The sequence below is a fragment of the Candidatus Krumholzibacteriota bacterium genome, from assembly GCA_016932415.1.
Taxonomy (GTDB): Bacteria; Krumholzibacteriota; Krumholzibacteriia; order Krumholzibacteriales; family Krumholzibacteriaceae; genus Krumholzibacterium.
Map to the genome: position 1 here is coordinate 38,323 of JAFGCX010000001.1, position 14,991 is coordinate 53,313.

11 protein-coding genes are annotated in these 14,991 nt (G+C 50.0%); all 11 read right to left on the reverse strand.

What is annotated here, in order from left to right:
- Window positions 1-15: 15 nt before the first annotated feature.
- Window positions 16-843, reverse strand: a complete 828-nt coding sequence (locus JW814_00175; protein MBN2069845.1) for a diaminopimelate epimerase — start codon at window positions 841-843, stop codon at window positions 16-18.
- Window positions 833-1,903, reverse strand: a complete 1,071-nt coding sequence (locus JW814_00180; GenBank protein MBN2069846.1) for an Ig-like domain-containing protein — start codon at window positions 1,901-1,903, stop codon at window positions 833-835. The genes JW814_00175 and JW814_00180 overlap by 11 nt, the downstream gene beginning before the upstream one ends.
- 3 nt (window positions 1,904-1,906) lie before the next feature.
- The gene (argF, locus tag JW814_00185) at window positions 1,907-2,848 is read right to left on the reverse strand and encodes an ornithine carbamoyltransferase (protein MBN2069847.1); all 942 of its coding nucleotides are present in this window, start codon (window positions 2,846-2,848) and stop codon (window positions 1,907-1,909) included.
- 5 nt (window positions 2,849-2,853) lie between these two features.
- On the reverse strand, window positions 2,854-4,194 hold the full coding sequence (gene hslU / locus JW814_00190) for an ATP-dependent protease ATPase subunit HslU (protein MBN2069848.1): 1,341 nt from the start codon (window positions 4,192-4,194) through the stop codon (window positions 2,854-2,856).
- A gap of 10 nt (window positions 4,195-4,204) precedes the next feature.
- The gene (gene hslV, locus JW814_00195) at window positions 4,205-4,732 is read right to left on the reverse strand and encodes an ATP-dependent protease subunit HslV (GenBank protein ID MBN2069849.1); all 528 of its coding nucleotides are present in this window, start codon (window positions 4,730-4,732) and stop codon (window positions 4,205-4,207) included.
- 114 nt (window positions 4,733-4,846) lie between these two features.
- Window positions 4,847-5,779, reverse strand: coding sequence for a tyrosine recombinase XerC (locus JW814_00200; GenBank protein ID MBN2069850.1), 933 nt, complete (start codon window positions 5,777-5,779; stop codon window positions 4,847-4,849).
- A 52-nt stretch (window positions 5,780-5,831) separates the two neighbouring features.
- The gene (gene trmFO / locus JW814_00205; GenBank protein ID MBN2069851.1) at window positions 5,832-7,124 is read right to left on the reverse strand and encodes a methylenetetrahydrofolate--tRNA-(uracil(54)-C(5))-methyltransferase (FADH(2)-oxidizing) TrmFO; all 1,293 of its coding nucleotides are present in this window, start codon (window positions 7,122-7,124) and stop codon (window positions 5,832-5,834) included.
- Window positions 7,124-9,319: a type I DNA topoisomerase gene (gene topA, locus JW814_00210; protein MBN2069852.1), complete on the reverse strand. Its 2,196-nt coding sequence runs from the start codon at window positions 9,317-9,319 to the stop codon at window positions 7,124-7,126. The genes trmFO and topA overlap by 1 nt, the downstream gene beginning before the upstream one ends.
- Before the next feature lie 13 nt (window positions 9,320-9,332).
- Complete coding sequence (locus JW814_00215) at window positions 9,333-9,773, reverse strand: DUF494 family protein (GenBank protein MBN2069853.1); 441 nt, start codon at window positions 9,771-9,773, stop codon at window positions 9,333-9,335.
- A gap of 52 nt (window positions 9,774-9,825) precedes the next feature.
- On the reverse strand, window positions 9,826-12,894 hold the full coding sequence (secA, locus tag JW814_00220) for a preprotein translocase subunit SecA (GenBank protein ID MBN2069854.1): 3,069 nt from the start codon (window positions 12,892-12,894) through the stop codon (window positions 9,826-9,828).
- 125 nt (window positions 12,895-13,019) lie between these two features.
- On the reverse strand, window positions 13,020-14,957 hold the full coding sequence (locus JW814_00225) for a PQQ-binding-like beta-propeller repeat protein (protein MBN2069855.1): 1,938 nt from the start codon (window positions 14,955-14,957) through the stop codon (window positions 13,020-13,022).
- Between the last annotated feature and the right edge of the window lie 34 nt (window positions 14,958-14,991).

A 14,991-nucleotide genomic window follows, 5' to 3' on the forward strand; every position in this document is an offset into this window, starting at 1 on the left:
AGAAGATATCAAGACTTATCGTTCGTATCCCGTTACCGGTATCGTTCCGGTGAAAGATACGACTGCCGGGCCGGACAGGTGACAATCGGTCGCACCCGTATCGTCAAGAGTGAATTCAACCTGCAGGATATCCCCGCCCGAAGTCTCGCAGCTTACCGGAGATGACGTCAGGCCCATTTTTGATGTGATCACCGAGATAGCGACGGCTCCCGTACCGCAAGCCAGGGTCTCATCTTCCACTCCTCTTTCATATGTCCTGTACGAGAGCGAATGCCTGCCGCGCACCGTTACGAGGTTGAAGTTCGTTCCTTCCGGAGCGAAAGCCCGATCGTTGCGTATCAACCTCGCGAGAGCGAGGAACCGCTCACCGCCTATCTTCCGGACGTCTTCGTCAAGAAGCATCGCGTGAGGGACCCCGCAAATGGCGAACCACGGTTTTAGATCCGATCCTTCAAGCTTCAATGAGCCTGAAACCCGATCGACTCTTCCGATCAGTATCTTTACGCCATCATCGAGTATCTCCGCCCTGATATCACCTGAACCGGTCGCGAACGACATCCTTTTTCCCGCGATTTTCCTGTTGTAGGCGAATAAAGCGGCGCATCTTGCCCCGTTACCGCACATCTGAGCTTCTCCGCCGTCGCGGTTGAAATACCGCATGCGAAAATCACGGTGGTCGTCAGGCTGTATCAGGATCAGGCCGTCAGCTCCTATGCCGGTATGAAGTCTGCAGAGAGATTCGATGAGCCTGGGTGAGATATCAGGACGGCGTTCAGGATCGTCGATCATGATAAAATCGTTACCTGCTCCATGCATCTTTTCGAAATATATATTATCGCTCATCCTTCTCCCACGTTGTCAGTTCAACGGTAGCGAGGACCCTGGCTTCACCCGGGTCTATCTTAAGCGTATCGGCACTGATGACAAACGGCTCAGCGAGGACTTTTGTTGAATCCTCAGGATCAGTATATTCACCGGGGATGGAATCGGGTTTCAAATCTATGAAAGATATCCACTGATATATACCGGGAACTGCCTTTCTTACGAAATAACTGCCCGTCGTATCCGCCTGCGCGTAGTAAAAGATATCTTCCTTTTCCAGGTTGTTGAATCTTACCGCTCCCTGACCCGGAAACGCCGTCATGTTCCGGATCACTCCCTTTATTGTGCCCGGTTCGTCAGGATCGATTATATTCATATCGACACTCCCGATCGACCGATCGAGGGAAGAGAGAAGAATAGTATCAGGGTATGCTGTCGCGAATTCTTTTCCAGCCGAATACCTGCCATCAGAATCCTTGTCGATAAAAGACCATACAAGGTATCTGTTTCCTCCGGCCGGCAGCGCTCGGAACCGGTAATCACCGAATTTGTCAGCAAAAGCGGTCCTTGATTCCTTTTCCCTGTAAAGATCCGATATCGTGTCCTCGCTGATTCTCACGAGGCGCGCCACGCCACTGGAATCAGGTCTCTGCTTGAAAAGTATCTTTCCGGATATCTCTCCCGATTCAAGAGAATCTGAAGTGGAAAAAAAGAAGATGTGATTCTTCCTGCTGACGACAAGGTGATCATCCTTGAACCCTGATTTGATAAGCACGCAGATCGTCGTTTCCGGAAGTTCCTCGCGGAAATTGATGACCAGGTCGGTCCCCCTTGTGTATATCTTCTCAAAATCAAGGGCCGGATATGTCTCGATCCGGCTCTTGAAACTCTCGCCATCGACTTTTTCGGAGAAGGAAATAACGACATCGGATTCCCTTCCCACTCCGGTCGAATCTGCAGTAGGGGATGTCGAGATGACAGATGGAGGAGTCTTGTCCTCAGGCCCCCCCGTCGGCGGTTTCACGACCGCGCAGGCGGTCATCAACAAGAATACGGCCGAAAATATAAATCGTGTCCTCAAACTCTATAACTCCCTGTCCGTCGGCATAAGCAGGGCTATGATCGCCCTCTGGATATGAAGCCTGTTTTCTGCCTCATCGTAGACGACCGAATTCGCGCTGTCGATAACGGAATCTGTCACTTCTTCGCCTCTGTGAGCTGGCAGGCAATGCATGAAGAGGGCATCGCTTTTAGCCATACCCATCAGGCGGTCATTCACCTGGTATTCTTTGAATTTTTCAAGCCTCTGAGCTTTCTCCGCCTCCTGCCCCATACTGGTCCACACGTCTGCGTAGACGACATCGGCGTCTTTGACTGCTTCTGCCGGATCTTCTATCCATTCATAATCGGGATTGCCGTCGTTGGCCACCTCTTTGACGAATGAATCGTCGATCTGATATCCGGCGGGAGATGTCAGGACGAATTTGAATGGAAATCTCGCCGCGGCGTTCAACCAGCTTCTAGATACGTTGTTTCCATCTCCAATGAATACTATCTTCTGCCCCTCGATCGAACCGCGATGCTCGATCACCGTCATTATGTCACCCATTATCTGACAAGGGTGCAGCAGGTCTGTCAATCCGTTGATCACCGGAACAGTCGAGTTCGCGGCAAGTTCTTCGACCATCTTCTGATCGAACGTCCTGATCATGATACCGTCGATGAATCTTGAGAGCACTTCGCCGACATCTTTGGGAGCTTCCCTCGTTCCGATTCCTATCTCCTTGTCCGTAATATAAAGGCTGGTACCTCCCAGCTGGGTTATCGCCACTTCGAAACTGATCCTCGTCCTGAGACTCGGTTTATGGAAGATACACCCGAGGACCCTTCCCGGATGAGTAGGAGGAAGGGTGAAATTCCTGGCCAGCGGCTTCTGCTTTTTGCACAAGGCAAATATCTTTTCAAGCTCTTCCGTTGAGAAATCCCTGATTGATAGAAAATCCTTTTTGCTTAATTTCGACATCATCCCTCCTAAAGAATGTAGTTAGCAAGATCGTCATCTTCAGCGATCTTTTCGAGTTTATCCCTCACTGTCTTTTCGTTTATAGTGACCTTACTCTTCCCTTCATCCGGCAGGTCGTAGAGAAGATCCTCGAGAAGGCTGCTCAGGATCGTGTGCAGTCTCCTCGCCCCGATATTCTGCATCTTCTGATTGACCCTGAAAGCAAGGGAAGCTATCTCTTTTATAGCTCCGCGTGTGAATCTGATCGAACAACCCTCCGTCTCGATCAAAGCGGTATACTGCTTGATCAGGGCGTTCTCAGGCTCAAGAAGTATCCTTTCGAAATCGGCCGCGCTGAGAGCCTTGAGTTCCACCCTTATCGGAAATCTACCCTGCAGTTCCGGCACGAGGTCGGAAGGTTTCGACATGTGAAAAGCACCCGCCGCCATGAAGAGGATATGATCTGTTTTCACCGTTCCATGCTTGGTGTTTACACTGGACCCCTCGATTATTGGAAGAATATCCCTCTGCACTCCCTCCCTGGAGACATCCGGACCATGACTGCTTCCCGTCCTGGCGATCTTGTCTATCTCGTCTATAAATACGATCCCTGACTCTTCAACCGCCCTGACAGCCCTTGAAACGATCGTATCGATATCGACAAGATTCTCCTTTTCTTCCTGAACAAGAATCTTTCTCGCCTCCAGCACCGATACCCGCCGACCCTTTTTTTTCTTTGGGATTATCCTGTCCATACCTTCGGGGAATTTTACTCCCATCTCTTCGAATCCGGCTCCGGTAAATATCTCGATCATCGGGTTTGACCTGTCAACGATCTCAATTGTGACCTCTCGCGCGTCTAGGTCTCCCTGCCGGAGTTTTACTTTCAACTTTTCTTTGGTGCGGGCCCTTCTTTCGTCGGCTTCAGGGTCGTCTTTCAGCACGGAGACGGATCTTGCCGGCAGGAGCAGTTCCAGGATCTTTTCTTCTGCTATTTCCAGAGCTCTTTCCTCGACCTCGACAAAAAGGCTTTCCTTCTCCATGTTAATGCTTATCTCTACCAGGTCCCTGATCATCGATTCGACGTCTCTGCCGACATATCCGACTTCGGTGAATTTCGTCGCCTCGACCTTTATGAAGGGAGCCTGGGCAAGTTTAGCCAGCCTTCTTGCGATCTCGGTCTTTCCGACTCCCGTCGGCCCTATCATTATGATATTGTTCGGAAGTATCTCCTCCTTGAGGCCCTCCCCGACTCTCTTCCTTCTCCAACGGTTCCGTAGCGCGATAGCTACGGACTTTTTAGCTTCATCCTGCCCGATAATATATTTATCCAGCTCCTGTACGATCTCGCGTGGAGTGAATTCCTTCATCTCGACTACCTCATATCGTTTCGATGGTGATGTTGTCGTTGGTGTATATACAGATCTCCGAAGCGATTCTAAGTGCCTCGGCCACGATCTCCGCGGCCGGCAGTTTCGAGTGTTTTCTCAATGCCCTTGCCGCCGCCAGGGCGAAGGGACCTCCCGAGCCTATCGCGAGGATACCGTCATCCGGCTCGACGACATCCCCCCTTCCCGAGATTATAAGTGAATGTTTTGAATCTATCACTGCGAGGAGAGCTTCGAGATTTCGAAGCACCTTGTCGCTTCTCCATTCCTTTGCCGTCTCGACGGCGGCTTTCATAAGATTATTATTGTACTGTTCGAGTTTTCCCTCAAACTTGGAAAAAAGGGTCATCGCGTCGGCGGTGCTTCCGGCAAATCCGGCAAGGACCTGGCCATTGCCAAGGCTTCTGATCTTCTTAGCTCCGTGCTTGACTACCGTGGCTCCGAAAGTGACCTGTCCGTCTCCTCCGATGGCGACGTTTTTTCCTTCTCTCATGCCAAGAATCGTCGTTCCTTTAAACATTTCACCCTCCACACTGGGACTTCCGAATTAATATATTCAAATAGCCCGTACAATCAACCGATTATTTCCCAAAGCCTTGACGCGATCCTGACAACTGGCGGTCTTACCATGATCTCAGGCTCTCGGATGCGCCTTGTCATATATCTCCCGAAGCCTTTCAGTGGTGACATGCGTGTAGATCTGCGTCGTAGAGAGATTCGCGTGCCCGAGAAGGTCCTGGACCGCTCTGAGGTCAGCCCCCGCGTCTAGAAGATGCGTAGCGAACGTATGCCGCAGCACATGCGGGCTCATCTTTGACATCGTTCCGACCTGCTGCAGATATTTCTTCACGATCCTCTGTATCGTTCTCCTGCTGATCCTCTTTCCGCCGGGGCCGGAGATAAGAGGCCGGTTGTTCTCTCCTCCAAGAAACTCTATACTCCGGGACCTGTCGTTGAAGACCGACCGCGGGACCCCGTATTCATTCTCAATATACCTTTTAAGGGATATCGCCGCTTCTCCTGATAGCGGAAGAAGCCTTTCCTTGTTTCGCTTGCCGAGGACCCTTATCACGCAACTGCTGAAATCGCAGTCTCCGGTATCACACCCTGTCAATTCGGCGAGCCTCATCCCTGTTCCATAGAGAAGTTCCAGGACCGCCCTGTCGCGAATTCCCTTTTTGCTTGTAAGATCAGGTATATCCATCATCTTCTGCATTATCTCCCTCGCGGCGAATACCGGAAGATCCCTCCCTCTCTTCGGATTGGACATACCCGAGACGGGATTTTTCTCAAGGACTCCTTCTTTTACGCAGAAAGAGAAGAAAGATTTAAGTGAAGCTATCTTTCTTGAGACGCTTCTCGCCGAATATCCGTTTCTTGACAATGATCCAAGAAAAGATCTGACACAGAAGGAGTCTATCTCTTTGAATCGCGGCCTCGACCCCGTCTGGTCCCTGACATGATCGAGGAACTGCAGAAGGTCCCCTTCATAAGCTCTCAGAGTAGCTTCAGAGACCCTTCGTTCGATCCCCAGATAAATGATGTATTTCTTTAAAAGATCGATCATCATCCGGTGAATATATCACAGTGATAATCATGCTTACAAGATATTACGGGAATCACACTTTACCCAGAAATCCGGCGATCGCCGAGAGAGATCTTTCGTATTTTAGTGATTTCCTGTCTGTTCTCTTTCCCTGGACCGGAGGAAGGATCCCGAAGTTGGCGTTCATCGGCTGGAAAGGAGCCGGCGCGTTCGCCAGGTGACGCTGAAGAGCTCCGAGGATCGTCTCTTGTGGAAAGATCTCCTCTTTTTTACCCCTGCTCCTGTTGAAAAGATTCCTCGCCGTAAGCAATCCGTGAGCTATGGATTCGACATACCCTTCGACGCCGGTCATCTGGCCCGAAAAATAGATCCCGTCGTGCTGTCTTGACATCTGAACGCTATCGAGCAGCCTGGGCGAATCGATATATGTATTCCGGTGGATCGATCCCCAGCGCAGTATTTCCGCATTTTCCAGACCTGGTATTATTTTCATGAGTTCTTTCTGGCCCTGTCTCGTCATTCTTGTCTGAAAACCGACAAGCCCGGCCATTGTACCGCTATGAGTCTCCTGTCTCAGTTGCAGGACGGCGTATGGTTCCTTTCCGGTGCGGGGATCTGTCAGGCCCTTTGGCTTGAGAGGCCCGTACCTTAGGGTCTCCTTTCCCCTTTCAGCCAGTACCTCTATCGGAAGACACGCGTCGAAATATTTCTTTTCCTCAAATTCATGTACTGGCGCGAGAGAAGCGCCGGAGAGAAACCTGATCAATTCATCGTATTGTTCCTTTTCGAAGGGGACATTCCAGTAATCAGCCGTTCCCTTGTCATACCTTGAAGCTTTGAAGACGCGCGAGTGATCGATGCTCTCCACATTGACCGATATCGATATGGCGTCGTAGAAGAACAGCGTTTCACTGGAATATCTTTCAATAATGGAATCGGAAAGGTCTTTTGATGTCAACGGTCCGGTGGCGATTATCGCTGGCCCCTCGATATCAAGATTCTTTTGTTCTTTACGGATGATATCGATATTTTCGTGATTTTCGATAGCGGAAGTGACGCTGGAACCGAACGCATCCCTGTCGACAGCCAGAGCGTGCCCGGCAGGGATCATATTCTTTCTTGCCAGATCAAGAAGCCTGCAGCCGAGGATATCCAGTTCTTTTTTCAAAAGTCCGGAAGCAGTCTGAGGCGATTCGGATTTAAGGGAATTGGAGCATACCAGCTCGGCCAGAAAGGCCGTTTTGTGAGCGGGAGTATTTGACACAGGCCGCATTTCCAGAAGACGGACTCTCATTCCCCTGTCGGCCAGCTGGAGGGCGGCTTCAGAACCAGCAAGACCCCCGCCGACGACAGTCGCGTCGTACATCAGATGTCGACCTCGCTCTTGCAGGCGGGGCATTTGAGGTACTCTCCCTTTTTCTTTGACGTCTTCTGCACAAGGAATGCTTCGCCGCATTCAGGACATTTTTTGTCGGTCGGTTTGTCCCAGCTCGCGAATTTGCAATCAGGATATCTGCTACACCCGTAGAATACCTTTCCGCGTCGGGTCTTCTTTTCAGCGATCTTGCCATCGCATCCATCCTCCGGACACGGAATACCGAGAGTCACTGTTTCGGTATATTTGCATTCCGGATAATTGGAACAGGCGATAAACCTTCCGAATCTCCCTGATTTGTATTTAAGTTCGCCGCCGCATTTCGGGCACTGCTTATCGAGCTTTTCTTCCTCTTCTACCGATTTCGCGAACTTGCATTCCGGATATCCTGGACAGGCCAGGAATATCCCGTTACGGCTCCATTTTCTTATCAGTTTCTTACCGCATTTTTCACATTTCTCTTCAGTTTCTTCCTGGAACATCTTTTTATATTCAGCCTGTTTACCCTTGAATTGTTCAAGATCGGCCGAAAGCGGTTCGTAGAAATATCTGACCGCGTCCTGCCACTTGTCCAGTGATTCCTCGACCTTGTCGAGTTCGTCTTCCATCCTCGCGGTGAAATCGATTTCGAAAATATCGTTGAAGATCGCGGAAAGGGACCGCCAGACAACTTCCCCGAGTTCGGTGGGTTTCAGGGACTTACCCTCCCTTACGGCGTAATCCCGGGACAGAATGATGCTGATAATGCTCGCGTATGTACTCGGCCTTCCAATACCCTTGTCTTCGAGTTCCTTTATAAGGGAAGCTTCGGTAAATCTCGCTGGAGCCTCGGTGAATTTTTGAGTACCGTCGAAATCCTTGATGAACAGTTCCTCCCCGCTTTCCATGTCGGGGATCCACGAGTCTTCCTCTTTTTTCCTGTCGGGAAAGATCGCCAGGAATCCTTCCGATTTTATCTTTCTTCCGTTTGCCCTGAGAAGATATCTCTCGCCCGATTTTATGTCGGCTTCCCGTGTGCTGTAAACAGCCGGAGCGGCTATTGATGCGAGAAATCTCATCCAGATAAGACTGTACAGCGCAAGCTGGTCTTTTTCGAGATATGGCGCGACATTTTCGGGAGTCTTGAACGAATCAGTGGGCCTGATAGCTTCGTGAGCGTCCTGGCTCCCTTTCAGCTTTTTATATCCCCTTTTGCCTTGAAAGACAAATGAGCTTCCGTATTTTTCCTCTATGAACGCCTTTCCCTGCTGAAAAGCGTCGGTACTGATCCTGGTCGAATCGGTCCTCATATAACTGATCAGTCCGACAGAACCCTCTTCGCCGATCGTCAGCCCCTCATAAAGCTGTTGCGCCACTACCATCGTTTTTTTCGCGGAGAATCCGAGACGGCTTGCCGCCTCTCTCTGCAAAGTGCTGGTGATGAACGGCGGCTGGGGATTCCTGTTTTTATCCTTTTCGACTACTTTATCTACGAAGAGCTTTCCGGTCCTGATATCGGAGAGTATCTGCTCAGCTATCTCACCAGATGGTATTTCTGGCGTATTTCCATCGATCTTGAAGAGACGGGCTGGAAACTCCGCGCCTTCAGCCGTCTTGAGGACTCCATCGACTGTCCAGTATTCCTGTGGCTTGAAATCCCGTATCAGGTTTTCCCGCTCGCAAAGCAGGCGAAGTCCGACTGACTGGACTCTACCCGCCGACAACCCGCGGTAAAAGACTTTCCACAACGCCGGACTGACGAGATACCCGACCAGCCTGTCGAGGATCCTTCTCGCCTGCTGGGCGTTCACCTTGTTCATATCCAGATCACGCGGATTTTCAACAGCTTCCTTGATAGCGTTTGCCGTTATCTCGTTGAATATTATTCTTTTCGATGGCACACCGGTCTTTTTAAGTATTTCGTTCAGATGCCACGCTATCGCTTCTCCTTCACGGTCCATATCAGTCGCCAGCAGGATCTCGGAACTTTTACCGGCAGTGTCCCTGAGTTCCTTGATTATTTTGCTCTTGCTGCGGTCATTGACATACTTCGGCTCAAAATCCTTATCGAGGTCTATTCCAAGTTCCTTTTTAGGCAGATCCCGGATATGGCCTACGGAAGCTTTCACCTTGTATCCCTTGCCAAGGTATTTTTTTATTGTCTTTGCCTTGGCCGGCGACTCGACTATGACGAGTATCTGGTCCAATATGATCTCCCATTCAATTAAGATTCTTCAACGAATCGCCTGAGCCCTCTACTATTTCTCCCGGCACTTCAGGGGCGAACCTCATCACAAGTTCTTTTATTTCATTGACCGACACGGGAAGACTGAATTCCATACCCGCGTTTTCTATGATTATGCTGAGCTGTGCTTCACTGAGCCAGCCTGCCATCTGCAGCTTTATCAGGTAACCCTGGGCATCCGTTGAAAGAAGGATCTTTTCTCCCTCTCCAAGGACCCTGTTCTTCGTGTACAGCGCCGATCCTGATCCGAAGTCTTCTTCAAGTATCCCGAAATCGAGAATTGTAATCGCCTGATCGATCTCATCCCTTGAATAACCCATCTTTTCGAGCTCGTTGTTCATTCCATCGGGATCAATCAAATCGCTGGACTCAAAATCCATGATGTATTCGATGATCTCCTTGATGCGCTTGTTCATCCTTCTCCCTGCCCGGTACCAGATCCATTACGTTTTGAAAAACGAATAATGCCTATACAGCTTCCTTTCCGCAACACTTTTTATACTTTTTCCCGCTACCGCAGGGACACGGATCGTTTCTTCCTACTTTCGGCATATCGCGCTGTACAGGCTCCGCGATCTTCTGCGGCGGCGGGATCTGCCCGCCCTTAACCTGCCTGGATCCAGTGGTTTCAGGAGCCGCGCTACTCTTCGCGCTGCCGTAGGCATCGGTCACCTGGTGGATCGCCACTCCGGAACTTGCCACTTTATTCCTTTCATTCCTCGGGTCCCTGTCAAACCTGGCGTGAAAAAGTCCCCATAATATCGATCGGTCGATATCGTCCAGCATGTCAGAGAATAACTGGAATGCTTCCTGTTTATATTCGACAAGGGGATCCTTCTGGGCGTACGACCTGAAATGGATCCCTTCCTTGAGGTTGTCCAGTTCGCGAAGGTGATCCATCCATTTCTCATCTATACTCTGAAGCATGATCAATCGGCCCAGCTGACCGAGGATCTCGGCAGGTATCGCAGATTTCCTGATCTCATAAGCGGCTATCGCCGTGTCACGCAGATGATCGAGCAAGACCTGCTGGTCCTTGATCGAATTTTCCGAAAGCGATTCCACCTCGAACGGCACAAGAAACGTATTTTCAAGATCAGCCGTGGCGCCGGAAATATCCCATTCTTCAGGGCTGAGATTTTCGGGAAGGAATCTCTCGGCGATATATCCTATGACGCTTTCCACAAGGTTCTTCACCATTTCATCTATATCTTCGACTTCTAGCATCTCGTTTCTTCTGCCGTATATGACCTCGCGCTGCTTGTTCATCACGTCGTCATACTCGAGAAGTCTCTTTCGGATCCCGAAGTTGTACATTTCGACGCGTTTCTGCGATTTCTCTATCGCCCGCGTTATAAAGGGGTGAGTTATGACCTCTCCCTCTTCGATCCCGAGCTTGTCCATCACCGTCGATATCCGTTCAGAACCGAAAAGCCTCATAAGATCGTCTTCCAGGGATGTGAAGAACCTTGAAGATCCAGGATCTCCCTGCCTTCCGGCGCGTCCTCTGAGCTGACGGTCTATGCGTCTCGATTCGTGCCTCTCTGTCCCTATTATTTGCAGGCCGCAGGGCACATCCTCGGCGCAATCAGTTTTTTTGCCCGTATTCGGACATTCATCGCAGGCGCTGGGAGTCTCACAGAGAATGCAGCATCTCTCGCATTGGACAATCTCCCTGTCGAGCTTTATATCGGTTCCTCTTCCAGCCATGTTGGTGGCTATAGTGACAGCTCCTTTTTTCCCGGCCAACGACACGATCTCGGCTTCACTCTGATGCTGTTTCGCGTTCAGCACGTTATGCGCGATGCCTTCTCTTTTAAGCATCCTGCTCAGCGTCTCAGAGACTTCCACGGTTACCGTTCCTACAAGTACGGGGAGCCCCTTTTCATTGAATCTTTTTATTTCCTCAAGAATAGCTTTGTATTTCTCTCTTTTTGTCCGGAATATGACGTCATCGTAATCAATTCTGCGAACAGGCTTGTTTGTCGGTATGACATTGACGTCAAGTTTATATATCTTGTGGAACTCCTCTTCCTCTGTTTCGGCCGTACCAGTCATTCCGGCGAGTTTCTCGTACATCCTGAAATAGTTCTGAAGGGTTATAGTCGCGAATGTCTGCGTCTCCCCCTCGATCCTGACCTTCTCCTTCGCTTCCAGGGCCTGGTGAAGTCCGTCGCTGAATCTTCTGCCCGGCATCAATCTGCCTGTGAATTCATCGACGATCAACACCCGTCCGTCCTGAACGACGTACTCGACATCTTTTTCGAAGAGGGTGTAGGCTTTGAATAACTGCGAAAAACTGTGAAGTATCTCGCTTTTTTGAGCATAACTCCTGTAGGCAAGATCCTTTTTCCGGATACGTTCCTTTATATCGATCGACTCGTCAGATTCTATTTCCTTGATAATCAGGCTGAGATCGGGAAGGACGAACAACTCCTGATCCTCTACCGAAAGGACAGCCCGACCCTTGTCGGTAAGGTCTATAGTGTTCGATTTCTCGTCTATTACGAAATAGAGTTCCTCATCGAGCTCATGCAATCTCTTCTCTCTCATGAAATCCGCTTCTGCCCTGAGCATCAGTTTTTCATACCCTGGTATTTTCCGCAGTTTCATGAATTTCTTGTTTTTCGGGTCTCCCCTCCTGGCCAGCAGAAGCTTCACTCCGATATCGTCGTCTTCCTCCCCTTCTACATCTTCCTGGATTTTTTCCAGATCGTTCATGAAATCATTTACCAGTCGCTTCTGCATGCGCACCAGGTTATCGACCTTGTTCCTTAGAAAAGCGAAATTCTCGTTTTTTGACGAGCCCTGGACAGGTCCCGATATGATCAGCGGCGTCCTTGCCTCATCGACCAGCACGCTGTCCACCTCGTCTACTATCGCGTAATAGTGATAAAGCTGGACCTGGTGCTCCTTCTGCATCTTCATGTTATCCCTGAGATAGTCAAAGCCGAATTCGTTGTTGGTACCGTAGATTATATCGCAACTGTAAACAGCTTTCTTCTCCTCTGGCGGCATATCGTTCTGAAGACATCCGACTGTCAATCCGAGGAACCTGTATATCTCCCCCATCCACTCGGAATCCCTTTTCGCCAGATAATCGTTGACCGTGACCAGGTGAACGCCTTTTTTCACAAGAGCGTTGAGGTAGAGCGGCATGACCGCGACAAGGGTTTTGCCTTCCCCTGTCGCCATCTCCGATATCGAACCCTCGTGCAGGACGATCGCTCCGCCTATCTGAACGTCAAAAGGGACCATTTCCCAGGTGATATCATGCCCAACGACCTTCCAACTCTTGCCCAGATGCCTTCTGCACGCTTCATAGACCAGCCCGAAAGCCTCAGGCATTAACTCGTCAGTCGTCTCGCCCCCGGCAATCCTCTTTATGAATTCCCCGGTTTTTTCCGGAAACTTCTCGTCTGGAAGATCGGAGTATTTTTCAGCCCATTCCCTGACGGCTGCTATACCAGGTTCGAGCCTTTTCATCAGACGCGTCTTGCGATCTCCTACAAACTTGTTAAGAATATTTTTCAGCAATATAATAACCTCCAGTCAATCTGGAACATAGTACACTCTCCGGCCATAATCAAGCACGCTGAAAACTTATCAGTAATCCGTTTTTTCGGGAATTGTCTGCTGTCATCCATCCTGACGTATGGTCATCAGAGTTCTCCCTTGACAGAGACGGCATGCAGATATCCCTGATTTGACCCGAAAAATATCCTGTCGCCGTCCGTGGCCGGGGAGGAATAAACAGGAGATTCGATCTTGTACTCGCCCAAGAGACTGCCGGTCTTGATATCAATCGCATATACTTTTGAGTTATAAACTGTTACAATGATCATATCATCCATTATCAGAGGCTTCGATCTTACTGCCCCTCCCAGATCAGCCTTCCAGGCGAGCCGGCCGTTGTATGTTATCGCGTAGAAGACTCCGTCTTCCGACCCTATATAAAGGTTTACCCCGTCAGTCTCTGGTTTTCCGCGCATCTTGCTGCCACCGGGGAACCTCCACATCAGGTGGCCGTTCGAGATGGAATAGGCATAGACGTACTTGTCGTCAGACCCGAAGAACACCAGGTCCTTATCGACAGCCATCAAGGGATTTGAATATATCCCTCCACCCGGTTTTACCCTCCATTCGATCCTTCCCGCCTGACTGAGCCTGACAAGCGATCCGTCAGTAGTCGCCGCTATGATGCAATCTTCCGATACTGCCGGGGACGCCCATATTCCGCTGCCCAGCTTTTCGATCCAGTTGCGCTTGCCGCCCGCAAGGTCAAGAGAGATAAGGTTCCCTTCCATCGTCCCTAGCACGACAGTCCCGCCCGTGATCCTCGGTGTCGTAATTATCTTTTCCTGCGAATCATAATTCCATAGCCTCTCGCCTGTCGAACGGTCGAGACGAAATATGTTGCCGGTATAATCAGCCCCAATACACAGGGGGCCGCTGAAGAACGGTGAAGAGCCGACACCCTCCTCAGCTTTATATTTCCATCTTAACGTCCCGTCTGTTCCGTAAGAATATATATACGCGTCCCTGCATCCGAATACGATCTGCCCGTCGTCGACCGATGGAGATGATGTCACTGGAGCGTCGAATTTCCTTTTCCAGGATTCGACGAACTCCCCGGGGCGCATTACCCGGCCAGTATCCTTTACCGTGGGCTGATCCGCGACACTGTCACTTCCATCCTGATTACGCGTCTCGCTGCCTGCTGGCCCGGCAATATTTGTTTCCTCTTCAGGAGCTACAGTATTTTCATCCTGGACCGACAGGAGCGGTTCATCCCGCAATGTGTCCGACGTACGATACCTGTCGAACGGTTTAAATATGAAAAGTATTGCGACTATTATTGCCAACCCACCCGTAATATAAGGTGCCTTGCTCCTGATCATGCTTCTACTCCTTGAATCTTTCGCGGTTGTTTTCGGGTCTCTTTCATCACCATCCCAGTGCATAACGGGGAAGGTCGTTTCCGAACCTGTTGAAATGATCTCCGGGTCAGTGAACTTTACAGAGGGGAAAAAAAGGTTGTCTCTGATCGACACGATATTCTGCCCTATGAATTCCTGGGACGGAGCAAAAACGAGAGTATGTCTCCCTTTTGCGATCCTGAACCTGTAAAGGCGAAAATAATCATCGACGCTTTTCTCGAAGAGTTCTGCCTGAAAACGCTCTTTACCCACGGCGCTTTCTTTCAATCCGGGCAACGTCTTTACAGGTCCCTCGAACTTTCTGGCAGAATCATAATAAAGTATCTCCGTGGCTTTACTGCAGAGAAGGCTGACCTCACGCCCTCTTCGAATCATGATGACGACCAACGATCCGGAAAGAGATTCTTCGCTGAACTCAAGGTTATCGACGGAAGCCGAGAAACTCTCGATCACCTTCTGAAAATATCGGGAAGGATCCCCCAGCCTTGAATTTGAAAGGGAAAGCCGGAAAAGCCTCTGGATCGCCTGTTCCGATTCCCTCTCCGGAGTGGAGAAAAAGACAAAAAACTCCTCACCGCGGGAATTGGTAGGGTTTTCATGATATACGAACGATTCCCTGTCCTTATCGCTACCCTGGCAGATAAAACACGTATTTCTCATATTCAACCACCTCACGACGTGACCCTAGCCGTAA

Coding starts and splice junctions, on each gene's coding strand:
- JW814_00175 (MBN2069845.1), bottom strand. CDS start 843: ATGAGCGATAATATATATTTCGAAAAGATGCATGGAGCAGGTAACGAT.
- argF (MBN2069847.1), bottom strand. CDS start 2,848: ATGATGTCGAAATTAAGCAAAAAGGATTTTCTATCAATCAGGGATTTC.
- hslU (MBN2069848.1), bottom strand. CDS start 4,194: ATGAAGGAATTCACTCCACGCGAGATCGTACAGGAGCTGGATAAATAT.
- hslV (MBN2069849.1), bottom strand. CDS start 4,732: ATGTTTAAAGGAACGACGATTCTTGGCATGAGAGAAGGAAAAAACGTC.
- JW814_00200 (MBN2069850.1), bottom strand. CDS start 5,779: ATGATCGATCTTTTAAAGAAATACATCATTTATCTGGGGATCGAACGA.
- trmFO (MBN2069851.1), bottom strand. CDS start 7,124: ATGTACGACGCGACTGTCGTCGGCGGGGGTCTTGCTGGTTCTGAAGCC.
- JW814_00215 (MBN2069853.1), bottom strand. CDS start 9,773: ATGAACAAGCGCATCAAGGAGATCATCGAATACATCATGGATTTTGAG.
- JW814_00225 (MBN2069855.1), bottom strand. CDS start 14,957: ATGAGAAATACGTGTTTTATCTGCCAGGGTAGCGATAAGGACAGGGAA.